Consider the following 22,110-nt stretch of genomic DNA (forward strand, 5'->3'; position numbering starts at 1 on the left):
GCTATAGCTCCTGACGTTTATTATCGGGGTCAAAGAACGGCAACTTCACTACCGTGGCGTGTACCACCAAGCCGCCCTCCACGCGTATGGGAATCTGTTGCCCTGGCGCGCTTTGTGAGGCGTCCGCATAGGCCAGGCCGATGATGGTTCCCAGCGTTTGCGAGTATTCGCAGGACGTCACGCTACCGCTGATGTCAGGCCCATTGAGCACCAGATGACCCTCAAGCGGCTGTGGGCTGTTTTTAGGCAAATTAAAGCCGACTAATTTGCGTTTCATTGGCTGAGCTTCGAGGATGTCCACTGAACGACGGCCGACGAAAAAAGGTTTGGTGCGACTGACTGCCCAGCCCATGTCAATCTCTGCTGGATGAGTCATGCCGTCTGTGTCCTGACTGATGATTACATGACCTTTTTCAAGGCGCAGCAGACGTTGTGTTTCGACCCCGAATGGCCGGATATCGTATTCAACACCGGCCTGCATCAGAGCATCCCAGAGCGCCAAGGCGTGCCGTGAGGGGACGTGGATTTCGTAACCCAGTTCACCCACAAAACCGACACGTAGCAGGCGCGCCTTGATTCCCGCCACCGTTCCTGTACGGACGCCTAGGTAAGGGAAACCCTCTGCCGACATATCAAGATCGGTACAGAGTTTTTTCACCACTTTGCGCGAATCGGGTCCCGCGACATTAACAGCACTGATCGCAGCGGTGACATTGGCGATGTCGACATCCAATCGCCACTGCGCATTCCACTTGAGCATTTGCTGATAAATGCGATCGACACCGCTGGTGGTCGCCGTCACGTAGAAGTGGTTTTCAGCAAACCGGGCGCATACGCCATCGTCAATCACGACGCCATGTTCGTTGGTCATCAATGCATAACGCGACCGTCCAATCGGTTGCTTGAGAAACGCAAAGGTGTACATGCGATTCAGCAGTTCCGCCGCATCCGGCCCACGAATGTCCAGGCCTCCTAATGTCGATACGTCAATGATTCCGACCTTGTTTCGTACATGCAGCGCTTCGGCCTGCATGACTTTATCCCGCTCGGTTGTTTTGCCGTAGTACGCCGGCCGTTGCCAGATCCCGGCGGGCATCATCTTGGCGCCTGCATCCAAGTGGCGGCGATGCATCGGGGTCTGACGGTACGGATCAAAAGCACGACCTGCAACGTGAGCGAGTTTCTCGGCGACAAAGGGCGGCCGTGCGGTGGTCACGCCGGTTTCGCTGATGTTCCGGTTCGTCGACGCCGCTACCAGACGAGCCGTTGGCAGCGCGGAGTGACGGCCTTGAGACGGCCCCATACCGACCGTGGAGTATCGCTTCACCAGTTGTATATCGCGGTAGCCGATCTTCGTGGCGTTAACGATGTCCCGCACTTGCAGGTCTTCATCAAAATCAACGAAGTCTTTGCCTTTTGGATGAGGGAAGATTGGCCAGGCGAAATTGACTTTTGCTTCAGGGCGAAAGACTGATCGGTCTTCGCTCGTCGCGAGCCCTAGCGAAGTTACGATATCGGCAGCACAATTGGCGCCGTCCGCGAGTACATTGTCCAGTGCGTGGCGACCGTTCACCGAGCCGCAGAAACTCAGATTTTTTGGCTGCCCGCTGAGGGTGAATTCAGCCAATTGATCGTCATAGCTTAACTTGCCTCCTGCCTGACAGAGCAGTTGGTACACAGGCATATAGCCTGCCGACATGCACAGCAGGTCGCAGTCTATTTGCTCGCTGGCGGTTGCGACTTGCCCCTGACCAGTTATTTTGCGCAGTTCGACACCGCTGATGTGACGCATGCCTTTTTCATGCAGCGCCTCGTAGACCGTCGTGGCGACCTTCAGCGCGATTGAGCGCCGGGTCAAGGCATTCAGCAAGTCCCGGTTGTCTGGCCCGTTACGCATATCAACGACGGCAGCGACGCTAACCCCTTGGTCATGAAGGTCGAGCGCCGCGAGATAGCCATCGTCATTGCCCGTTAGAACCACAGCGCGTTTGCCGGGTTTGACCGCGTAGAGCTTCATCAGTCGCAGGGCGGCACTGCTGAGCATAATTCCTGGTAAATCGTTGTTGCGAAAGATCACCGGCTGATCGAACGAACCGCTGGCGATCAGGCATTGAGTTGCACGTACCTTGAACATCCGCTTGCCTTGGATAACAGGCAGGTAGTTGTCGGTGAACCATGCGTTGCAAGTGGCTTCTTTGAGGATCCGGATATTGGCATGGCTTTCGACTGCGCTGACGAGCGCTTGACGCAGGGTGCTGGCACGTACGCCTTCGATGTCGAAACGGGCATAGGTGAGAGAACCGCCTAATAGCGGTTGCTGCTCTATCAAAAGAACCTTGGCGCCCGCGTTTGCGGCGGTCAGTGCGGCTTGCAGACCGGCCGGCCCGGCACCGATCACTGCCAGATCTGTGAACAGATAAGCCTTGTCGTAATACTCGGGCCGGAACTCAAGATCCAGCACGCCCAGCCCCGCCTTCTTGCGAATGATCGGCTCCCACACTTTCCACATGCCCTTGGGCTTGTAGAAGGAGCGATAGTAAAAGCCCACCGGCATGAACTTTGAGAATTTGCCCAGATAGGCGTCCTTGTCATTGTTCAAAGAGCCGTTGAAGTTTTGTCCCGTGACGGTGAGGCCTTCCTCTAATGCATAGGCATCTGCCAACACATTAGGCTCATGGGGAAGTTGAACCAGGCTATTCGCATCCTGGCCAGCCATAGTCAGCACTCCGCGTGGGCGGTGGTACTTGAACGAGCGGGAAATCAGGAAGCGACCGTTAGCGATAAGCGCACTGGCGATACTGTCGCCCTGGAAGCCTCGATAGGCCACGCCGTCGAAGTTGAAATTGAGCGGTTTCTCGCGATCGATCAGCAGGCCCATGGGAGCAGGTAAGCGGCTCATCCTATTAACTCCTTGGTGGGTGTGGCAAATTCGATGCGAGCGGTGAACAGTTCCATTGGATCAAAGGTGCGCAGGATCTCGTCGCTGCCGGTGTGACGTTCGGCGAGGAACCAGTAACTCGATGGGGTGTGCATCCACCATTCGCGAACCACACCCAGGGCGTCATCGCTGTTGAAAACGTAGTCGGCCCACTCGGCGTCGGTACAGGTCGCCGGGTTTGGCATGTTTTTGAACTCGCCGCCGTAGGTGAATTCGCTGATATTTCGCGGCCCGTTGAGCGGGCATATCATCACTTTCATGTTCCGCTCTCCTTAATGGCTGGCTGCCGTGGCGCCCATCTCGTTAACTTGCTGGAAGGTCGAAAAGCGCTCCAGACCAAAAGGTTTGATCAAGTCGGGGACCTGGCCGCCACTGGCTACGAGTTCGGCCATGGTTTTGCCGCAGATCGGAGTGGCCTTGAAGCCCCAGGTTCCCCAGCCAGCATCCAGGTAGTAGTTCTTTACGGGTGACAGTCCCATGATTGGACTGTAATCCGGAGTCATGTCGGTGATCCCGGCCCACTGGCGCATCAGTTGGGCGTTGGCCAGAAATGGGAACATCTCGATGGCATGAGCCAGCAGGCTTTCTTTGAGGTCCAGAGTGGAGCGGGTGTTGAAGAGAGGGTAGGGGTCGGAGCCGCCACCAAACACCACTTCGCCTCGGCTAGTCTGCTGCACATAACAGTGCAAGGCCGATGAGCTCACCAGCGGATCCAGGAAGGGTTTGAACGGTTGTGTCACCATCGCTTGCAGCGGGAAGGTTTGAATGGGCGAGCGTATGCCGGCTTTTTTCATGAGCTGTGAACTCATGCCCGCGACAGCCTGCACTACGCACCCGCATTTGATCGTTCCGCGGTTGGTTTTGACGGCCGTGATGGTGCCGTTTTCAATGACCAGATCTTGTACTTCAGTGAGCTGATGGATTTCCACGCCACGTTTTGCAGCTTGTTTGGCGTAGCCCCAGGCCACGGCATCATGGCGTGCGGTGGCGCCATCCAAGTGCCATAGACCTGCCAATACAGGAATGTGGCCTGGGTCCAGATTAAGCGAGGGTACGAGTTCGCGAATCTGTTGGCGGTCGATGAGTTCGGAGCGGCCACCGTGATGTTTGTTCACTTCCGCCCGTTGGCGAAATGAGCGCACGGTAGCATCGGTATGTGCCAAGGTGAGCTGGCCACGTTGTGAGTACATGATGTTGAAGTCGAATTCATTCGACAGCCCTTCAAACATCCTCACTGACTCCGCGTAAAACTTTACGCCATCACTGGTGAGGTAGTTGGAGCGAATCACTGCCGTATTTCGGGCGGTATTGCCACCGCCCAGATAGGACTTTTCCAACACCGCAATATTTGTAATGCCGTGGTATTTGGATAAGTAGTAAGCCGTCGCTAGCCCATGGCCCCCACCGCCAATAATGACCACATCGTAGGAGGACTTGAGCTCTTTAGGGGCGGGAAGATCAACTTCGACCGGATATTCCGAGCTCAGCCCATATTTCAGGAGATTGAAAGGCATGCTGCCTCCGAAGGCTGTTGAGCCTTGAATTGCTGCCGGGCAGCAATCACGGTGTTTTTCATGAGGAAAGCGATGGTCATGGGGCCTACGCCGCCAGGAACTGGCGTTACAGCCGACACCAAGGACAGAACATCATCGGTGTCTACGTCGCCGACAAGTCGACTGCGATCACCGTCCTGAATACGATTGATTCCAACATCGATCACGACGGCGCCGGGTTTTAGCCAACTGGCGTCGATCATCCGCGGACGACCTACCGCCGCGATCACAATATCGGCCTGGCGTGCGATGTCTTGGGGATTGCGACTGCGCGAGTGCAACACTGTCACCGTGCAATCGGCTTGCAACAGCAAGGCGGCCATGGGTTTGCCTACGATGTTGGAGCGACCCACTACGACCGCGTGTTTGCCGCGCAAATCACCCAACGTTTCATGCAGTAGGTACATGCAGCCGGTGGGAGTGCATGGCGTCAAGACATCACGTCCTTGACTCAGGCCACCCACGTTTTCGCTGTGAAAACCATCGACATCTTTGCGTGGGTCGATGGCCTGGAGCGCTCGTGTCTCTTCGACGTGTTTGGGCAAAGGCAATTGGAGCAGAATTCCGTGTACAGCAGGGTCGGAGTTAAGGGCATGAATCAAATTCAAGACCTTGGCTTCACTGGTGTCGGCAGGCAATTTGTGTTCGATCGACAAAATTCCGGACTCTTCGGCGCGAAGCACTTTATTGCGCACGTAGACTTGGCTTGCCGGGTCTTCACCTACAAGAATTACAGCCAGGCAGGGGTTGATACCGTCGATGACCAAGTCTGCGACTTCTTTTTTTACCTGTGCCAGTACGCGGCCGGCGGCCGCTTTGCCATCAATCAATTTATGCGCGTTCATCGGAAGATCACCGTGCGGTCGTTATTGAGAAAAACGCGGTGTTGCAGGTGATACTTCACGGCCTTTGACAGTGCTACGGTCTCCGTATCCCGGCCAATGGCAACAAGATCATCAGGTAAATAGGCATGATCGACTCGTTGTATTTCTTGCTCAATAATCGGGCCTTCGTCCAGATCGCTGGTCACATAATGAGCCGTCGCCCCGATGAGTTTTACACCGCGTTCATAAGCCTGATGGTATGGCTTGGCCCCTTTGAAACCAGGCAAAAACGAGTGGTGAATGTTGATTGCCCGACCCGATAATTGTTTGCACAAATCGTTGGACAGAATTTGCATATAGCGGGCGAGAACCACCAGGTCTGTCTGGGTTTCGTCGACGATTTTCATCAGCTCCGCTTCTTGTTTGGCCTTGGTATCCTTGGTAACCGGCAAGTAAATGAAACGAATGCCTTCACGTTCGGCCATTGGACGAAGATCGAGGTGGTTGGAAACCACTGCGGTAATATTCATGTCCATTTCGCCCTTACTGTGGCGATAAAGCAGGTCGCTCAAGCAATGATCGAATTTGCTGACCATTAACAACACCCGCATCGGTTTGCTCTTATCGAACAGGTCCCAAGACATGTTGAATTTGCTCGCAACGTCGGTGAATCCTGCCCTGATCTGTTCTAGGTCTGCGCCTGGATGGTCCACGTTGAAGCGGAAAACCGCGCGCATAAAGAAGGTGTTATTGATCTCGTCGTCGAACTGCGACATTTCACCTATGTAGCAGTGACTGTCTGCGAGATAAGACGTCACGGCAGCCACAATCCCTGAAGTCGCCGGGCAACTGACCTTCAGAATGTAGGTATTTGTATCGTTCATGGTGGATCCTCGGGAGGTGACGGGCAGGTCATCACCGGGAAATTTATGGGTGGAAAAATTCTCACGGGGAATAATATATTCCTGTGGTGCTTTTATAGGTGAACGACGGGAGGAGTGTCTAGCGTTTTGTGAAAATTAATTTCCTGCCAGGAAAGAGGTTTCGTCTCAGACGAGCCTCTTGGCAAGGTGGGGACGTAGGTGGACGGGCGTTTTACTCACCAGTCGCTGTGTAGTTCACGATGGACAATAGTCGGATCGGCACCTGCACCAGTAACTCAGGGCCGTGTGGGATCTCGCCGTCGAAGGTCAAGCTGTCACCGGCTTCCATTCTATAGACCTGATTACCGTGGCGGTAATGCAGCTCCCCCTCCAGCAAATGCAGAAACTCAGTGCCGGAATGGGCAAAGGTTGGAAACTCCTCACTTGCGTCATCCATTGTGACCATATAGGCCTCAAAGCTCCTGTTCGGTCCACGAGTGTGGTTGAGCAAATGATAAGTGTGGCCTTTCTCGGTTCCGCGACGCACCACCTCAAGACCTTCATCGCGTTTTACCAGCAATGCATTGCTGCCCTGTTGGTCATACTGACTGAAGAGTTTGGACATTGGCATGCCCAAAACATCGCAGAGCCGACTGAGCGTATCCAGACTCGTTGAGACCTGAGCATTCTCTATCTTGCTCACCATCCCTTGGCTAATTCCAGCAATACGGGCGACATCTGACAGTTTTAGATCTTGAGCTTGGCGTTGACGCTTTATCTGCAGTCCCAAGTATTGCTCCAGCTTGAGCCGAGGTTGGTGTTCGACTGCTTCGTTCATGCTTGCACCCTTTGCTCGCGTTGGTCATTTGATCGCACTAAAAGTGCGCATCAATACAAATTTGGAGTCGCTGCATCCGTCAATTTATTCGTGCAGGGAAATAAATTTTCCCATATGTCGTAGTCAGACGTCCTCTTTTTTACCTCCTTTGGGGTAGGTGGCAAGAGTTGGCAGCCGGTTTGCATTCCTATTGGGAAATAAAATTTCCTTGTGGGAATTTTAGCGATGCAGTACAACGCTCCGACATCAGGCTCATCACACATGTGCCGATCGGCAGCAACTGCCCTCGCTGCATAGACCACAGCCACTGATGTTGCCTTCACCAGGAGTCAGATCCATGTTGCCACTTGAAACCCAACGTTTGATTGAAGAGCACGGCATTAAGTATGTGCTGGCTCAGTTCGTGGACATTCATGGTGCCGCCAAGACTAAGTCGGTGCCTATTTGTGGATTGGAAACTGTAGCTGAAGCCGGTGCAGGGTTTGCCGGTTTTGCTATCAGCGGGATGGGTATGCAGCCCAATGGTCCGGACTTCATGGCTAAGGCCGACCTCTCGACCCTGACTCCGGTACCTTGGCAGCCAGGTTACGGCCGAGTGGTTTGTATCGGCCACGTGGATGGCAAACCTCACCCCTTTGATAGTCGTTATGTTCTGCAGCAACAGGTGAGTCGTTTGCAAGAAAAGGGCTGGACGTTAAACACAGGACTGGAGCCTGAGTTCAACCTGATGCGCCGTGATGAAAGCGGAAAGCTTCAATTGGTCGATCCCAGCGATAACCTGGACAAACCCTGCTACGACTACAAAGGGCTGTCACGTTCACGAGCTTTCCTGGAGCGCCTGACTGAAGCCTTGCAGCCCGTTGGCTTCGAGATCTATCAGATCGATCACGAAGACGCCAACGGCCAATTCGAGATCAACTATACGTACAGCGACGCCATGGAGTCGGCAGACCGCTTCACGTTCTTCCGCATGGCTGCCGGAGAGATTGCGAACGATATGGGGATGATCTGCTCGTTCATGCCCAAGCCAGATCCCAAACGTGCCGGTAACGGGATGCACTTCCATCTCTCGATCAGCAGTGCCGAAAGCAAAAACCTGTTCTTCGATGGCAGTGACAAGAACGGCATGGGTTTATCCAAACTCGCTTACCACTTTGCCGCAGGGCTGTTGGCCCATGGGCCAGCGTTGTGTGCCTTTGCCGCGCCGACGGTTAACTCCTACAAACGTCTGGTCGTCGGTAATTCTCTTTCAGGTGCTACATGGGCGCCTGCTTTTATCGCATTTGGTGCCAACAACCGATCGGCCATGGTTCGCGTTCCCTACGGTCGGTTGGAGTTCCGTCTGCCAGACGCCGGTTGCAATCCCTACCTGGTCAGCGCCGCAATCATCGCGGCTGGTCTTGACGGCATCGACCGTCAACTTGAGCCAGATCAAATCTGCAATGAAAACCTGTACAGCCTAAGTCTTGAAGAAATCGCCGGCCGAGGCATCAAGACATTGCCTCAGTCGCTTAAAGAAGCATGCGATGCACTTGAAGCCGATCCTTTGTTTGCAGAAGTGATGGGCAAAGACATCGTTGGCGAGTTTATCAAGCTCAAGCGTATGGAGTGGGTGGAGTACAGCCGCCATGTCTCTGACTGGGAAATCCAGCGATACACAGAATTCTTCTAATCAACTTCGTTTAGAGCGTCCAGGCATCGGGCCGGGCGCTCACTGCCTCCCAGGGAGACTCGATATGTGTGGAATTGTAGGTCTTTATCTAAAGAACCCGACGCTGGAATCCCAACTCGGAAAGCTGTTTGAACCCATGTTGCAAGCCATGACGGATCGTGGTCCAGACAGTGCCGGCTTCGCAATCTATGGTGATGAAGTTGCCGACGGCTGGGTCAAGCTTACCCTGCAGGCGACAACTGAAGGGTTCGACTGGAAAACCCTTATGGGCGAACTGGAAGGGCGTTTGGGTTGTTCACTTGACTGGTTCCAGAACGCCAGTGCGGCGGTACTGAAAATTCAAATTGAAGAGGCATCCGTTCGATTAGCCCTGGCTGATCTGGCGCCGAGTGTTCGCATTATGAGTGCCGGCCAAAGTATCGAAATTCTCAAGGGCATGGGTCTGCCGCAGGAAATTTCCCAGCGTTTCGGCTTAGCCGGCATGAAGGGTAGCCACATCATTGGTCACACCCGCATGGCCACCGAAAGTGCGGTGACCATGGAAGGCAGTCACCCATTTTCCACCGGTGCCGACCTGTGCCTGGTGCACAACGGCTCACTGTCGAATCACTTCCGCCTGCGACAGGAACTCAAGCGCGCCGGCATCCATTTTGAGACTGACAACGACACCGAAGTGGCGGCCGGTTACTTGACCTGGCGCCTGCAACAGGGCGATTCGCTGAAAGAAGCGTTGGACCACTCGCTGGAGGATCTGGACGGGTTTTTCACCTTCGCCATCGGCACCCGGAACGGTTTTGCGGTAATCCGCGACCCTATTGCCTGCAAGCCCGCGATTCTCGCGGAGACCGACGACTATGTCGCAATGGCTTCCGAATATCAGGCGCTGTCGAGCCTGCCCGGAATCGAAAACGCCAGGGTCTGGGAGCCGGCACCGGCGACTATGTACATCTGGGAACGCGAGTCAGCTTAAGGAACGCACAAATGAAAACTATCGATCTATCCACCACTACCGTGCGTGACTTCAATCAAGCGCTGCACGATCAAGTCGGCAATGTACAAGAGCACGAATGGGTCGTGACCCATTCCGACGGCAAGCACAACCTTGCCGTCGGCGTGAACGAAACCGTGTCCATCGATATTCAGGGCCATGCCGGCTATTACTGCGCCGGCATGAACCAGAAGGCGAGCATCACCGTCCATGGCAACGTCGGCGTTGGTTGCGCCGAGAACATGATGTCCGGCTACGTCCGGGTCAAAGGCAGTGCTTCGCAGGCGGCCGGTGCCACGGCTCATGGCGGTTTGCTGGTAATTGAAGGTGACGCGGGCGCACGGTGCGGAATTTCCATGAAGGGCATCGACATTGTGGTTGGCGGTAGCATCGGCCACATGAGTTGCTTCATGGGGCAGGCCGGTCGTCTGGTGGTATGCGGTGACGCCGGCGACGCTTTGGGCGATTCCTTGTATGAAACCCACATCTACGTCAAAGGTACCGTCGAGTCCCTCGGTTCGGATTGCATCGAAAAAGAGATGCGCGCCGAACACCTCCAAGAGTTGCAAGAACTGCTCAACAAAGCCGGATTCGAGCACAAGGCTACTGACTTCAAGCGCTACGGCTCCGCTCGTCAGTTGTACAACTTCAAAGTCGATAACGCATCCGCGTACTGATCCGCGCGAGGAGAATAGATATGAGTGACAAGACCCCTCCGGTGCTGCGCGAGTCGGCCACCTTCGACCGCCTGACCATTCAGGAAATCCAGCGTGCCGCCGAGACCGGCATCTACGACATTCGCGGTGGCGGTACCAAACGCAAACTGCCGCATTTCGATGACTTGCTGTTGCTCGGCGCCAGTGTTTCGCGTTACCCGCTCGAAGGTTATAGGGAGAAGTGCGGCACTGATGTAATCCTCGGCAACCGTTTCGCCAAGAAGCCGATTCACCTGAAAATTCCGGTGACCATTGCCGGCATGAGTTTTGGGGCGTTGTCAGCCAATGCCAAGGAGGCCCTGGGCCGCGGTGCGACCATCGCCGGCACCAGCACGACCACTGGTGATGGCGGCATGACCCCGGAAGAACGCGGACAGTCTCAGCATTTGGTCTATCAGTATCTGCCATCGCGTTACGGCATGAACCCGGACGACCTGCGTAAGGCTGACGCCATTGAAATCGTCTTGGGGCAGGGCGCCAAACCGGGTGGCGGCGGTATGTTGTTGGGTATGAAAGTCACCGAGCGGGTCGCGGGCATGCGGACTTTGCCGATCGGAGTCGACCAGCGCAGCGCTTGTCGTCATCCGGATTGGACCGGTCCGGATGACTTGGCGATCAAGATTGCAGAGATCCGTGAAATCACCGATTGGGAAAAACCGATTTACGTGAAAATCGGCGCTAGCCGTCCCTATTACGACGTCAAACTGGCGGTGAAGGCCGGCGCCGACGTGATCGTTCTGGATGGTATGCAAGGTGGCACCGCAGCGACTCAAGAAGTGTTCATCGAACACGTGGGGATTCCGATCCTGCCGGCCATCCCGCAGGCGGTTCAGGCTCTGCAGGAGATGGGTATGCACCGTAAGGTGCAACTGATTGTATCCGGTGGAATTCGCAACGGTGCTGATGTGGCCAAGGCCATGGCGCTGGGCGCGGACGCTGTGGCTATTGGCACGGCGGCCCTTATCGCTCTGGGTGACAACCACCCACGACTGGACGAGGAGCTGAAGAAGATCGGCTCGGCGGCTGGTTTCTACGATGACTGGCAGAATGGGCGCGATCCGGCGGGGATCACCACCCAAGACCCAGAGCTCTCCAAGCGTCTGGATCCGGTGGAAGGCGGCCGACGTCTGGCTAACTACCTTCGGGTGCTGGTGCTGGAAGCCCAGACCATGGCACGCGCCTGCGGCAAGTCACATTTGCACAATCTTGACCCTGAAGACTTGGTCGCACTAACAGTTGAATCTGCGGCCATGGCCCGGGTGCCTCTGGCAGGCACTAACTGGATTCCAGGCAAACAATACTGAGTAATCGAATCACGCTCCGCCCCAGAACTCTGTTCTCGGGCGGAGTTTTTATTTGGGGAATGCAGATGCTCGCATCCACGAACAGTCGCGATGCTTACATGTCTGACCCACGGCCAGCGGTGGAAGTGTTTTTAGGGGTAGGGAGTAATACTCAGCGCCAACGTCACCTGCGTATAGCCATTTGCGACCTACAGCATATTTTGCGAGACATCCGTTGCTCTCCAGTCTATGAAAGTGCTGCGATTGGTATAGAGGCTCCGGCCTTCCATAACCTCGTAGTGCGTGGCACGACGTGCCTGCAGCTTCCGAAGCTCAGCCGTGCGCTCAAGGAACTTGAGTTAAAACACGGAAGAAATAGGGAATCACCTGCAGTGGTTACGCTAGATGTGGACATTTTGATTTACGGTGAGCGGGAAGGATGCATTGATGGACGAGTGCTTCCTTGTGACGAACTGATAACGCGTGCTTATGTGCTCAAACCAATGTCCCAACTAGTCCCGGAAAAGCTGCATCCGCTGACTGGTTTGTCCTATGCAAGCCTGTGGGCAGAATTTGAACTCAAAGACTGAATTGGCCTGCTCTGGCGGAACGCTCAGGTCTTGAGCGCCGGTGGGGATATTTGATATCCAATAAAAAAGCGGGCCGAACCATCGACAGTTCAGCCCGCAAAGCCGCTCCTGATCAGGCATTGTTGTCTGGTACCAACAATTCAGGGGCGCTTTTCCCGAGTGGAGTCAGGAGAAGATGACAGTCTTGTCACGGTTGATGAATACGCGGTGTTGCAAGTGATATTTCAGGGCTTTGGAAAGGGCAATAGTTTCGGTATCGCGACCAATTGCAACAAGTGCATCAGGATGGTATCCGTGGTCGACACGTTGTACTTCCTGCTCGATGATCGGGCCTTCGTCCAGGTCGCTGGTAACATAGTGGGCGGTTGCGCCAATCAATTTCACGCCTCGATCATAAGCTTGGTGATAAGGCTTGGCGCCCTTGAATCCTGGCAAGAAGGAGTGATGGATATTGATCGCGCGCCCCGACAGTTTCCTGCACAGATCGTCCGACAGAATCTGCATGTAGCGAGCCAGCACAACTAGCTCAGTACCCGTATCGTCGACGATCTTCATCAGTTCGGCTTCTTGTTGCGCCTTGGTGTCTTTGGTGACCGGCAAATAAACGAAGCGGATACCTTGGCGTTCCGCCATTGGACGCAGATCCAGATGATTGGAGACGATGGCCGTGATTTGCATATCCAGCTCACCTTTATGATGGCGATACAACAAGTCGACGAGGCAATGATCAAACTTGCTGACCATGATCAGCACCTTGGGTGGCTGATCCGAAGAAAAAAGCTCCCAAGTCATGTTAAACGGAGTGGCATTTTCATCGAAGCCCGCGCGCACACCTTCAATGTTAGGTTCGCAGCCATCATTGAAGCGAAATACGGCGCGCATGAAAAAGTTGCCAGTGAACTCATCATCAAATTGAGACAGTTCGCTGATGTAGCACTGTTTTTCAGCAAGGTAAGTGGTAACGGCGGCTACGATGCCCGAACGCGCTGGGCAGCTGATTTTCAAGATGTATTGGGTCATGGATTGGATTTCTTTACGAACGGTTAACAGGGTATCCAGGGCGCCTGCGAGAAGCGCCCGGAGTCATCAGCCTTTAGCGATACGCTTTTTCTTTTCGGGATCATCGAACGGCATGTCGTGTGCGATGGCACCGACTTCGAGGCTGCCTTTCACACGTAGCGGTGACCCATGCACGGCTACAGATTTATTCATTCGTGCAATTGCCAAGGAGCGTTTAGTGAGACGCGAGTACATGGGGCAAGTGATCACGCCGACGTACTGCCCGTCCTGCCATAACGTGTCGCCAGGCTCAGCGGCAACATCCGCGTCGAGTAATACGCCAAAAATCTTGAAGCGTTCCTGATTTTGCAAGCGATAGTGTTCCGTCGCACCGCGGAAATCCTGCTTGCCTGGCGACACCGTGAAATCGAGTCCCAATTCCCACAGCGTGTCGCCCGCTTTCTGGTCGGCAAACGGATACATTTCGGAGTTGTCGTAGGGGAAAAACAGCAAGTAGCTTTCGGTACGCAGCCAGTCCAACGCGGTAAATGCGCAGGGAATGATGCCTCGATCCTTGCCCTGTTCAAGGATGCTGTCCCAGATCAACGGAGCATCGGCAGCCTTGCAGAAAATTTCATAACCGCGCTCACCCGTATAGCCGGTACGCGAGATCATCACCGGACGATCGAACAGCTTGGTCTGTAGGTGATGAAAGTACGGCAAGTCGCGGATACCTGGCACGTGCTCAGCCAGGAAGTCGACGGCTAGCGGGCCTTGAAGGGACAGGTCGTGGAGGTCATCGTCGAACAGTACGGCGACTTGACGACCTTGAGCCTGACGAACCAGGACTTCGTGACCATTCCCCGCGCCATGTACCACCATGAACGAGTTGGGTCCAGTGCGGTAGATCACGCAGTCGTCGGCAAACTTGCCTTCATCGTTGAGCATGCAGGCGTAGACGGATTTACCCGGATAGACTTTGCTGATGTCGCGAGTGGTCGCGTAACTCAGCAGGCTTTCTGCATGCGGCCCCACGTAGTGGACTTTCTTGAGGCCTGACACATCCATCAGGCCCGCACGGGTGCGGATGGCCTCGTGATGGTCAGCCAGATCCGTTGCATAGGTCCAGGCAGTGCCCATGCCGTTCCAATCTTCAAGATTTGAACCGAGCGCCAGATGGCGCTCACGAAGAGCGCTAATGCGCCAAGAGTTTGCCATGATCGTTTCCTTCAGAGAGTGGTGGGAAGGGTCAAACTTGGACGTCGAACTGGCTCAACCACTCAACGAGTGGTTCGCGGTAGTTGTTCATCCCCTTGTACTCGGCAATCGGCTGCGGCAGATCGCGTAGAACGCGATGCAGTCGCGTGGCCCAAGCCGGATTGGTGGTCAGTTCGTTCATACTGGCCAGATAGGTGCGGATCCCGAACATCATTGCGTTGCTACGAGGCAGCCTTGCAATGAATTGCTGTTCGACGCGCAAATGCACAAGCTCGCCAGCATTTTCAGTCGTGACACTGCTTCGATCCTTTCCCCACTCGTGGAAAGTCTCGGGTGAGGTGTCCATGCGTGGGTTGATAGTCAGTGTCCAGTTCAATCTCCGTACTGGCTTGTCGACTTGAATATTGAGCAGGTACTTGAGCGCTCGATCGAAAATACCCAGATCGTGGGCCAGCGGCACCGGGGTGTGCCATTGTTTGAAACTCATGCCCGCGTCGAATGCCAGCGACCAGTCGGCCGGGCAGGTAATCATTCCTGCGTCCATGAACAGATCACCGTCACGCTGGTCCAAGAGGGCGACATCGCCTTGCACTTGGCGACTAATGAACTCGAGTGGCTCATAGGGCAGAGTCGTCGCGTCGCCGAAGGTAAAATGCTGATCAATGTCTAGTACATGGTTTTGCCAATGCCAACGATTACCCGTTTGGTTGAGGGTAAACAATTGCGGATAGTCACTGCTCAAATGCTCCATGTACATCTGCAGGGCATCCCACGCCGCGGTTTGCATATGAGGCATCACAAGATAGCGACGCGGATCATTCTGCAGCACGAGCGCACGCTCGGACATTTCAGACCTGTAGTGCTCGTCGATATCAAACCAATGCTCGTAAACGGAGCCTGGATCCTTTGACGTGGCAGGCTCAATGTTCACTGAGTACATGTACTGGTCTTCAGGAAACGGGAACGGAAACCGAGCGATTGCCTCTGGACTGTTGCGGTAAGTGAAATCGCCTCGAAATGTCTCGATGGGTTTCATTTTCAAAGTCATGGTAAAGCTCCAACTGCCGTTCAGAGGTCGATAACGAGTGAGTTGCCACAGCCGCGCGAGACACAGGGCATCAGGCTGCCGCTGCGTTCGATGGAGGTCAGGAAGTTGTCTCTATGATCAACATCGCCGTCTAGAAAACGGGTTACGCATTGCCCGCAAACGCCGCCGCGGCACATGTTGGGGATCTCAAACCCTTGGGCTTCAAGCGCTTCGAGGAGACTTTCGTCACCTTTCACTTCCAGGATTTGTCCCCCACGGGCCAACTTCACACTGAAGGGCTGGCCAGCTTCTGCGCTGGAGAACGCCTCCCAATGGATCCGACCAGAAGGCCAGCCGATGTTGCTGGCCTGTTCCTGAACACTGTTGATAAGCCGCTCCGGACCACATGTGTAGAGGTGACAACCCAGTGGGCGGTCGCGCAGGATGGTCGCTACATCGAGAGGGCGTTCCAGGCTTTCATATAGATTCAGCTTGTTACCCAGGCGCCCTTGGAGATGATCCAGGTAAGCATCCGTAAGACCTTTTCGGTAGGCGTAATGCAGCTCGAAGGAGGCGTGCTGGGCTAGCAGATGTTCGATGTAGGATAGAAACGGGGTTATTCCGATGCCGCCAGCAATCAGGACGTGATGTCTACCTTGTGAGTGAATAGGAAACAGGTTGGCTGGCTTGGTGAGTCGAAGCATATCGCCCACCTTCACCTCGCTGTGCATGTAAGCTGAGCCACCTCGAGTGGGGGACTGCAATCGAACTGCGATGCGGTAAGTGTCACATTGGGCAGGATCGCCCACGAGCGAGTAAGCATTTCGAAGCGATCTTTCCTCCAGAGGAATGTGCACCTGGATGTGACTTCCCGCCGAGTAAGTCGGTAGTTTCGATTCTGTGGGTTCGAAAGTGAATTCACGGATGACCGGCGTGATGACGCGCACATCCTTGACCCGGACATTGATGAAATTGTTCATGCAACATCCCGCCCGTAAGGCTCGTCGGCGTTCAGACATACACCCAGATAAGCACCTAACCTGCGTGAGAAGTGCGCTCGCACTTCGAGTTCGACTCCACAGTTTTGGCAGGTCACTGTGTGTCGTACCGGCTGCGTTTGGAGGTCTGCGCAATGAACGCAATAAATCAGTTGATGGGTTCTACTTCCGGAATGGCCAAGGGTTATTTCTTCATTTGAAAGCCCTTGGGCAACCGCCAGCGCGTGCAACGTCCAGATGAATGATTCATCGCCGAACAGGTAAAGATGGATTCCGATCCTGGCATCTCGTAGCACATTGAACAGCGCTTGGTGCAGTTCGTTCTTATCTGCAATGGAGGGTGATCCGATGCTTAGCGAAATTAGATCGGTTTCAGCGCCGACTTCCATAATCATCCGGTCGCGGACATCGCTATCCGTCCCATCACTCACGAATACGTGTCGTGTGGCATACCTGTTAAAAACCACAGGGGAATACAGCGGAACGCTTTTGAATGGAGCATGAGGACATACATTTGAATCAGCCATAGCTGCTCTCCGTGATCAACTCTCTGCCGGAATAGGTCCGGCTATGGTTTCGTCATGGGCAGTCTTAAAAGTGTGCAGTGATCGACCGTGTGAGGCGTTTGCCGCCTTCTATTGGTGCTGCTTGAAATGCTGAGCCAACCAGTCATCACTCCGCATGATGTAATTTCCTGTTGGGATATATAGTTTCCTGCCAGGAATCGCCCTGCAAGCTACTCCTTGGCAGTACCGCTAAAGAGGTAGAGGCGCGGATGGGGTACGAAAATTGCTCTGTTCTTCCATGACTTTGATCGCGTGATAATTTTTAGGAGGGCGCTTGACTACTTGCATGGCGAACGATTGCCCTCTGGATCAGCAGGCGCAATATCGGTTACAGATCGAGTTGCTGTTCGCGTTGATGAATCGCGTCGACCCGTTGGACGCGGTACAGACATTCGTGGATGCCATTTCAGGCTTGATCCCGCCAATTGAACTTGAGCTCGAGTTCGTCGATCAGTCGCTAGAGTCCGAGGACACCGCAGTGCGTATCCCGCTTTCTGGAAACGGTGTTTTGAGCCTGGCAGCCAAGGGCGCTAATTTGCCGAATGTCCGACCGTGGCTGATCAAAATAGCGCAGTTTATAGACAAGGCGTTAGGGACCGCGCATGGGTTTGCCTCAGCATCGGCCGTGGTAACGTCGACGTCGGCGCCGGCATCGATGATCGCTCGCGACCTGCATGATGGAGTTGCTCAGGAACTTGCCTACCTATCTCTGCAAATGGGCTTGTTAGTACGCAAAATCCGCCAGCCTGAAAAGGCCAGGCCGCTCGCTGAAGAGTTGAGGGCTGGGCTGAGCCGACTTCAGCGCCGGGTCAGAGAGTTGATCAGCCATGCTCGATTAAGCCTTAGCGGAAAATCGTTGCGACAGTCCCTCAGCGAACTGGTGCACGAACTTTCACCGCGCAGTGACATAGTCTTCAATCTGGACAATCGTCTTCCGGATGGCCTCTTGGGTGCCGAGGTGGAACTACAGTTAATGCACATTGTTAGGGAGGCGCTTGTTAATGCAATTCGCCATTCCCGCGCGAAGACCGTCAGCATTGAGTTACGAGCCAACTCCCCCGGCTATGTGCTCATCAAGGTCGAGGATGACGGCGTGGGTTTGCCGCCGAGCGTGCAAGGTTCCGGACACTACGGCATCACCATCATGGAAGAGCGCGCTGCCTCGATTGGCGCTGACTTCGCAATCGCCATCAGGGAGGAAGGCGGGACACGCATCCGTCTGTTCTTTCCAATCACCACTCACGCAGAAGAAGCTAGCCATTGAGCCAGACATCAATTGTACTCATCGATGATCATCCGCTGCTGCGTCGAGGGCTGGCCGAAATGTTTGCCGACACCTGCGACCTCGATGTGATTGGACAAGCAGGGGATGGGCAACAAGGCATTGAGCTGGTGCTCAGGCTCAAGCCGGATTTTGTGCTGCTGGATCTGCACATGCCCGGCATGAATGGATTGCACGTGTTGGAAGAGCTCAAAAGGTTGAAGGTTACCGCCCAGATAATCGTACTGACTGCGGAACTCAATCGAACTGAACTTCTGTGTGCACTTCGGCTGGGGGCTGAGGGATTCATATTGAAGGATACCGACCCGGAGATTTTGCTTGAATACGTTCGCTCTTGCGCTACCGGCAACGCTACCTTGAGCGAAAGTCTGGTGGCTTTGGTCGCCGAACATAATTTTGAGACGGGTACTGTTGATACTAATGCTGTCGAGCAACTGAACTCGTCACTCACTAATCGCGAAAGGCAGACGTTGATGCTAATCGCCCATGGCCGGAGCAATAAACTGATTGCGCGCGATATGCAGATCAGCGAAGCAACGGTGAAGGTCTATGTAAAAAGCCTGATGCGCAAACTCAAAATGCGCTCCCGTCTGGAGCTCGCAACTTGGATGATCCAAAACTCGCCTCCGGCGTCAGGTGGAAAACCCAATGTCTCTCACTGAATCTATGCGCGAGCCAGAGTGGTTGGATGCCCTCCCTGTTCCTGTGATAGTGGTGGGAGAGGACGGTCGAATAGTGCGTCACAACCGTCATTGGAATGGGCGAATGCACTGCACCGTTGGCGATTTTTTTGAATCGGCGGTTCACCACGAAGACAAGGGGAGGTGGCTGGACTTGCTAGTGAGCGCTCGGCTTATGCCTGGTGCACCGCAGACCCTCGAGCTGCGTTTCATTGACCGAGCGAGCAAGCTGCTTTGGGGCGAGGTCAGCTGCCAGTGTCATGAGGGGCAGCTCTATCTGACCTTTATTGATCGAACAGCGAGCCGCCAGCAGGCCATCCAGATGCAGGCCGACTATCGAAGTGCCACAGACCTGCTTCATAGTCTCCCTGCCCTGGTGTATCGCGGGAGAATCAACCGTGAGTGGACGATGGAATTCGCAAGTAACGGATGCGAGGCACTGACGGGGTATAGCGCACAGTCTATTCGCGACGGCATAAACGGAACCTATGGTCAGCTTATCCTCCCTGAATACGCGGATTATATTTGGGAAGGTGTGCAGAGTGCCCTCATGCGAAAAGAGCCTTACGCTCTGACCTACAGAATCCGCTGCGAGAATGGGGAGGTGAAGTGGGTACTGGAGAAGGGAACCGGTATATTCACTGACAGTGGCGAACTACTCGGGATAGAAGGCCTGATTCTTGAAACTGCACCCCCTTCATCCGCTCTTTGGTCGAGAGAATGAAGGAGTTTTTCCGCCTCAAGGCTCTGGCGGGATAATGCGCGTGATCTTCTGTTTCATTCTTCAAAAACGGTCGGATACCGGGTTGCATTAAGAGGCGTCGCCTTGGAGCCGAACGTCAGGTGAATCAGCTTGGCGGGCTTGGGATCCCAGCAAAAGAAACGGCCGATCGAGCGCATTTGTTTCAAGTCCACAGCGATCACCGACTCGACTGGCATAATCGTCTCGGTCCAGAACAAAACGTAGAGGTCTTCAGCTACGTCGAAATACGCACACTTTTCCACATCCGCGAGACCTTTTTCAGCGCCGTTCACACAGTGCCAAGCCATGGTTTCGGGACCGAAATACACATGTTCGTACCAATCGTCCGAGCTGTAGCGGTACAGCACGCGCTTGCCGACTAAACTGGACGACTGCAGAATCGGAGCGCCTCCAGGTAGGCCCTGAACTACGGCCGTCGCAAAATCAGTACGGGTGCGCTTTTCGCCCTCTCGATCATAAAAAGATGAAACGGCTGCGAGCACATCGCCGGTTTCAAGTTTCCAAATGAGCGTTGCCGACTCTTGGTAAGCCGGTTTCAAGAATTCGACGAAGAATATTCCGGTGCGCACTTCGACCGCTTCATACGTGTCGGTCGACGTGAAACCAGTACCTTCGCCTTCAAGAATGGTCCACTTCAAAGTGGTGGCATCAACAAAATTATGTTCAATCACCCAACCGTTGTCGAATTGCAAATTGACGATTTTCCCCGCCAGTGCAGCTGTTGCCGGGTATTTGTGCTCGCCAAAACCGTCGGCCATTTCCGCTAGAGTTGGCCATTGCTCTTCAGGCACGTAGCGCTGAAGTTTGAGTTCTTCTTCAATCTGATAACTCATGGGGGGTCTCCTGATTAAGACGATGGAGGCTTTCGAAAACTCGATGCTATGAACACGCCGCGATAAAGTCTTGGATATCCATGCCATGGCTTGGCTGCTAGTGACAATCTCGTGAAATCAGGCGCACCGTTGCATTCCTGTGCCGCCGAGCAGGGGGGGCAGGTGTTCTTAACAAAGACAATTGAAGTTGGTGGCCGTTGCTTAAAGGTGCTCACTTTCTCCACCGATCACGGAACATGGAGATTAATTATTCCGAGCCCGTGACAGATTCTTAACCATCACTATTCGCGATGCCAGATGCGCAGGTTTTTAAAGGCAGCGAAGAATTAGAAAGGGCGGGGTGCTGACAGAGCAACTCGTTCATGCTTAGGCCCCGCACAGTTCTCGACAGCGCTATTTCGCAAGGAGTGCTTGAGCGAGATGTTCATAGCTGGCGAGCCTGTCTTCAAACCCATGGGTCACGGTGACAATTCCTGCTTCATGCGTGCCAAATGATTTGCAGAGTCGGAGGATTTCCGCACGGCAAAATGAGGCCGAGCCGACGATCATACTCTCCAGCATCTCATCAAATTCAGCACGCAAAGCTGCTGTCATTCGCTGCCTGCGGCGCTCGACTTCCTCTGGACTTAAAAGCGGTTCTCGCGGGCCGCGGCCAGTCATCAGTTTACGATAAACAGCCGTGCCTGCGATGAATCGGGCTTGTTCATCCGTTTCAGCACAGACAACCGCAAGTGCCAGTAGCCGCTGGGGCTTCTGATCATGCCCCGCGTTGACCAGCGCTTGATTGTGATGATCAAAAATTGCCGGCGTGCATGTTTGTGGGGCAATGAACCGAGCCAACGCCAAACCCATTCCCAACTGCCCGGCCAGGCCGGCGCTGCCTCCGCCGGATCCCAACATCCAGAGTGAAGGACACGCGCCGTCATTGGGCGGAAAATGCAATTGCGAAAAAGGGTGGGCGGCCGGAAAGCTGTTTCTCAAGTAAGCGCATAGTTGTGCTGCTTGCTCTGGAAAGTGATCCACGTCACTTAGATGCGCGGGGAATGCAAGGGCGGCACTGCTCAACTGACTGCCTCCTGGCGCGCGCCCAACTCCAAGGTCAATGCGTCCAGGAAAAAGCGATGTCAGAAGACGGAAGACTTCTGCGACTTTGTAAGGGCTGTAATGAGTCAGCATTACTCCGCCACTGCCTATGCGCATGTGTTTTGTATGGCTGGCGATGTGAGTCAGAAGAATTTCGGGCGCCGGACCGGCAAACTGAATGCTGCTGTGATGTTCAGCGAGCCAATATCGATGGTAGCCCAATGTGTCACAGGCTTTCGCTAGCTCCAGCGAAGTGTGCGGGGCATGGGTTGGGGGGCGATCGCCATGTATCGGTGTTTGGTCGATCACAGTGAGTTGCACTGACATGGTTGTTGCCTCTTTATCCAGACTGGGATGACTCGCGTGAGGTGAAGTTCGTCACCGCGCCGTTTCGTG

General features: G+C 54.5%; 21 protein-coding genes. 8 read left to right on the plus strand and 13 right to left on the minus strand.

The window, feature by feature from the left end; all coding sequences use genetic code 11:
• Position 1: 1 nt before the first annotated feature.
• The 6 genes from ATY02_RS12340 to ATY02_RS12365 form a co-directional block, all read right to left on the minus strand.
• Complete coding sequence (locus tag ATY02_RS12340; RefSeq protein WP_068578952.1) at positions 2-2,899, minus strand: 2Fe-2S iron-sulfur cluster-binding protein; 2,898 nt, start codon at positions 2,897-2,899, stop codon at positions 2-4.
• Entirely contained in the window at positions 2,896-3,198 is a 303-nt protein-coding gene (locus ATY02_RS12345; protein WP_068578953.1) for a sarcosine oxidase subunit delta, read from the minus strand. The genes ATY02_RS12340 and ATY02_RS12345 overlap by 4 nt, the downstream gene beginning before the upstream one ends.
• Before the next feature lie 12 nt (positions 3,199-3,210).
• Positions 3,211-4,452 (minus strand): FAD-dependent oxidoreductase, encoded by a 1,242-nt coding sequence (locus ATY02_RS12350; RefSeq protein ID WP_068578955.1) that lies wholly within the window; start codon positions 4,450-4,452, stop codon positions 3,211-3,213.
• Positions 4,434-5,336 carry a bifunctional methylenetetrahydrofolate dehydrogenase/methenyltetrahydrofolate cyclohydrolase FolD gene (gene folD / locus ATY02_RS12355; protein ID WP_068578957.1) on the minus strand — a complete coding sequence of 301 codons (903 nt, stop codon included), beginning with the start codon at positions 5,334-5,336 and terminating at the stop codon, positions 4,434-4,436. Before folD ends, ATY02_RS12350 begins: the two co-directional genes overlap by 19 nt.
• A complete protein-coding gene (gene purU, locus ATY02_RS12360) occupies positions 5,333-6,199 on the minus strand; it encodes a formyltetrahydrofolate deformylase (RefSeq protein ID WP_068578958.1) in 867 nt (288 codons plus the stop codon). Before purU (ATY02_RS12360) ends, folD begins: the two co-directional genes overlap by 4 nt.
• A gap of 211 nt (positions 6,200-6,410) precedes the next feature.
• Positions 6,411-7,016, minus strand: coding sequence for a helix-turn-helix domain-containing protein (locus tag ATY02_RS12365; protein WP_068578960.1), 606 nt, complete (start codon positions 7,014-7,016; stop codon positions 6,411-6,413).
• Between the two features lie 337 nt (positions 7,017-7,353).
• Here ATY02_RS12365 and glnT point away from each other — a divergent pair, with 337 nt between their 5' ends.
• The 5 genes from glnT (at position 7,354) to folK (ending at position 12,265) form a co-directional block, all read left to right on the plus strand.
• Positions 7,354-8,688 (plus strand): type III glutamate--ammonia ligase, encoded by a 1,335-nt coding sequence (gene glnT / locus ATY02_RS12370; protein ID WP_068578961.1) that lies wholly within the window; start codon positions 7,354-7,356, stop codon positions 8,686-8,688.
• A gap of 64 nt (positions 8,689-8,752) precedes the next feature.
• Positions 8,753-9,658 (plus strand): class II glutamine amidotransferase, encoded by a 906-nt coding sequence (locus tag ATY02_RS12375; protein ID WP_068578963.1) that lies wholly within the window; start codon positions 8,753-8,755, stop codon positions 9,656-9,658.
• 11 nt (positions 9,659-9,669) lie between these two features.
• Positions 9,670-10,353, plus strand: coding sequence for a protein glxC (locus tag ATY02_RS12380; RefSeq protein ID WP_068578964.1), 684 nt, complete (start codon positions 9,670-9,672; stop codon positions 10,351-10,353).
• 20 nt (positions 10,354-10,373) lie between these two features.
• Complete coding sequence (locus ATY02_RS12385) at positions 10,374-11,696, plus strand: FMN-binding glutamate synthase family protein (protein WP_068578966.1); 1,323 nt, start codon at positions 10,374-10,376, stop codon at positions 11,694-11,696.
• A 65-nt stretch (positions 11,697-11,761) separates the two neighbouring features.
• Positions 11,762-12,265, plus strand: coding sequence for a 2-amino-4-hydroxy-6-hydroxymethyldihydropteridine diphosphokinase (gene folK / locus ATY02_RS12390; RefSeq protein ID WP_164823656.1), 504 nt, complete (start codon positions 11,762-11,764; stop codon positions 12,263-12,265).
• A 165-nt stretch (positions 12,266-12,430) separates the two neighbouring features.
• On the opposite strand, the gene purU (ATY02_RS12395) is transcribed toward folK, so the two are convergent.
• The 5 genes from purU (ATY02_RS12395) to ATY02_RS12415 all read right to left on the minus strand — a co-directional run bounded on the left by purU (ATY02_RS12395) (position 12,431) and on the right by ATY02_RS12415 (position 17,034).
• Positions 12,431-13,285 (minus strand): formyltetrahydrofolate deformylase, encoded by an 855-nt coding sequence (gene purU, locus ATY02_RS12395; protein WP_068578968.1) that lies wholly within the window; start codon positions 13,283-13,285, stop codon positions 12,431-12,433.
• A gap of 66 nt (positions 13,286-13,351) precedes the next feature.
• Entirely contained in the window at positions 13,352-14,482 is a 1,131-nt protein-coding gene (locus ATY02_RS12400; RefSeq protein WP_068578970.1) for an aminomethyltransferase family protein, read from the minus strand.
• Between the two features lie 31 nt (positions 14,483-14,513).
• Complete coding sequence (locus ATY02_RS12405) at positions 14,514-15,530, minus strand: heme-dependent oxidative N-demethylase family protein (protein ID WP_068578973.1); 1,017 nt, start codon at positions 15,528-15,530, stop codon at positions 14,514-14,516.
• 20 nt (positions 15,531-15,550) lie between these two features.
• Complete coding sequence (locus ATY02_RS12410) at positions 15,551-16,489, minus strand: PDR/VanB family oxidoreductase (RefSeq protein ID WP_068578975.1); 939 nt, start codon at positions 16,487-16,489, stop codon at positions 15,551-15,553.
• Complete coding sequence (locus ATY02_RS12415) at positions 16,486-17,034, minus strand: dimethylamine monooxygenase subunit DmmA family protein (protein WP_141698208.1); 549 nt, start codon at positions 17,032-17,034, stop codon at positions 16,486-16,488. Before ATY02_RS12415 ends, ATY02_RS12410 begins: the two co-directional genes overlap by 4 nt.
• Positions 17,035-17,359: 325 nt before the next feature.
• Between ATY02_RS12415 and ATY02_RS12420 the strand changes: the two genes are divergently transcribed.
• The 3 genes from ATY02_RS12420 to ATY02_RS12430 all read left to right on the plus strand — a co-directional run bounded on the left by ATY02_RS12420 (position 17,360) and on the right by ATY02_RS12430 (position 19,759).
• Positions 17,360-18,337, plus strand: coding sequence for a sensor histidine kinase (locus ATY02_RS12420; RefSeq protein WP_068578977.1), 978 nt, complete (start codon positions 17,360-17,362; stop codon positions 18,335-18,337).
• Positions 18,334-19,017 (plus strand): response regulator, encoded by a 684-nt coding sequence (locus tag ATY02_RS12425; protein ID WP_068578979.1) that lies wholly within the window; start codon positions 18,334-18,336, stop codon positions 19,015-19,017. The genes ATY02_RS12420 and ATY02_RS12425 overlap by 4 nt, the downstream gene beginning before the upstream one ends.
• A gap of 103 nt (positions 19,018-19,120) precedes the next feature.
• Positions 19,121-19,759, plus strand: coding sequence for a PAS domain-containing protein (locus ATY02_RS12430; protein ID WP_164823657.1), 639 nt, complete (start codon positions 19,121-19,123; stop codon positions 19,757-19,759).
• Between the two features lie 53 nt (positions 19,760-19,812).
• On the opposite strand, the gene ATY02_RS12435 is transcribed toward ATY02_RS12430, so the two are convergent.
• Positions 19,813-20,631 (minus strand): molybdenum cofactor biosynthesis F family protein, encoded by an 819-nt coding sequence (locus ATY02_RS12435; protein WP_068578983.1) that lies wholly within the window; start codon positions 20,629-20,631, stop codon positions 19,813-19,815.
• 393 nt (positions 20,632-21,024) lie between these two features.
• Positions 21,025-22,041 (minus strand): MsnO8 family LLM class oxidoreductase, encoded by a 1,017-nt coding sequence (locus ATY02_RS12440; protein ID WP_068578985.1) that lies wholly within the window; start codon positions 22,039-22,041, stop codon positions 21,025-21,027.
• Positions 22,042-22,110 lie beyond the last annotated feature (69 nt).

It is taken from the genome of Pseudomonas sp. BIOMIG1BAC, assembly GCF_001705995.2.
GTDB classification, from domain to species: domain Bacteria; phylum Pseudomonadota; class Gammaproteobacteria; order Pseudomonadales; family Pseudomonadaceae; genus Aquipseudomonas; species Aquipseudomonas sessilinigenes.

What these genes read in the sequence shown, in the direction of transcription:
- ATY02_RS12440 (WP_068578985.1), bottom strand. Translation starts at nt 22,041, where the DNA reads ATGTCAGTGCAACTCACTGTGATCGACCAAACACCGATACATGGCGAT.
- ATY02_RS12380 (WP_068578964.1), top strand. Translation starts at nt 9,670, where the DNA reads ATGAAAACTATCGATCTATCCACCACTACCGTGCGTGACTTCAATCAA.
- purU (WP_068578958.1), bottom strand. Translation starts at nt 6,199, where the DNA reads ATGAACGATACAAATACCTACATTCTGAAGGTCAGTTGCCCGGCGACT.
- ATY02_RS12420 (WP_068578977.1), top strand. Translation starts at nt 17,360, where the DNA reads ATGGCGAACGATTGCCCTCTGGATCAGCAGGCGCAATATCGGTTACAG.
- ATY02_RS12385 (WP_068578966.1), top strand. Translation starts at nt 10,374, where the DNA reads ATGAGTGACAAGACCCCTCCGGTGCTGCGCGAGTCGGCCACCTTCGAC.
- ATY02_RS12405 (WP_068578973.1), bottom strand. Translation starts at nt 15,530, where the DNA reads ATGACTTTGAAAATGAAACCCATCGAGACATTTCGAGGCGATTTCACT.
- ATY02_RS12400 (WP_068578970.1), bottom strand. Translation starts at nt 14,482, where the DNA reads ATGGCAAACTCTTGGCGCATTAGCGCTCTTCGTGAGCGCCATCTGGCG.
- purU (WP_068578968.1), bottom strand. Translation starts at nt 13,285, where the DNA reads ATGACCCAATACATCTTGAAAATCAGCTGCCCAGCGCGTTCGGGCATC.
- ATY02_RS12350 (WP_068578955.1), bottom strand. Translation starts at nt 4,452, where the DNA reads ATGCCTTTCAATCTCCTGAAATATGGGCTGAGCTCGGAATATCCGGTC.
- ATY02_RS12415 (WP_141698208.1), bottom strand. Translation starts at nt 17,034, where the DNA reads ATGGCTGATTCAAATGTATGTCCTCATGCTCCATTCAAAAGCGTTCCG.
- ATY02_RS12375 (WP_068578963.1), top strand. Translation starts at nt 8,753, where the DNA reads ATGTGTGGAATTGTAGGTCTTTATCTAAAGAACCCGACGCTGGAATCC.
- ATY02_RS12345 (WP_068578953.1), bottom strand. Translation starts at nt 3,198, where the DNA reads ATGAAAGTGATGATATGCCCGCTCAACGGGCCGCGAAATATCAGCGAA.
- ATY02_RS12340 (WP_068578952.1), bottom strand. Translation starts at nt 2,899, where the DNA reads ATGAGCCGCTTACCTGCTCCCATGGGCCTGCTGATCGATCGCGAGAAA.
- ATY02_RS12365 (WP_068578960.1), bottom strand. Translation starts at nt 7,016, where the DNA reads ATGAACGAAGCAGTCGAACACCAACCTCGGCTCAAGCTGGAGCAATAC.
- ATY02_RS12435 (WP_068578983.1), bottom strand. Translation starts at nt 20,631, where the DNA reads ATGAGTTATCAGATTGAAGAAGAACTCAAACTTCAGCGCTACGTGCCT.
- ATY02_RS12410 (WP_068578975.1), bottom strand. Translation starts at nt 16,489, where the DNA reads ATGAACAATTTCATCAATGTCCGGGTCAAGGATGTGCGCGTCATCACG.
- folK (WP_164823656.1), top strand. Translation starts at nt 11,762, where the DNA reads ATGCTCGCATCCACGAACAGTCGCGATGCTTACATGTCTGACCCACGG.
- glnT (WP_068578961.1), top strand. Translation starts at nt 7,354, where the DNA reads ATGTTGCCACTTGAAACCCAACGTTTGATTGAAGAGCACGGCATTAAG.
- ATY02_RS12430 (WP_164823657.1), top strand. Translation starts at nt 19,121, where the DNA reads ATGCACTGCACCGTTGGCGATTTTTTTGAATCGGCGGTTCACCACGAA.
- folD (WP_068578957.1), bottom strand. Translation starts at nt 5,336, where the DNA reads ATGAACGCGCATAAATTGATTGATGGCAAAGCGGCCGCCGGCCGCGTA.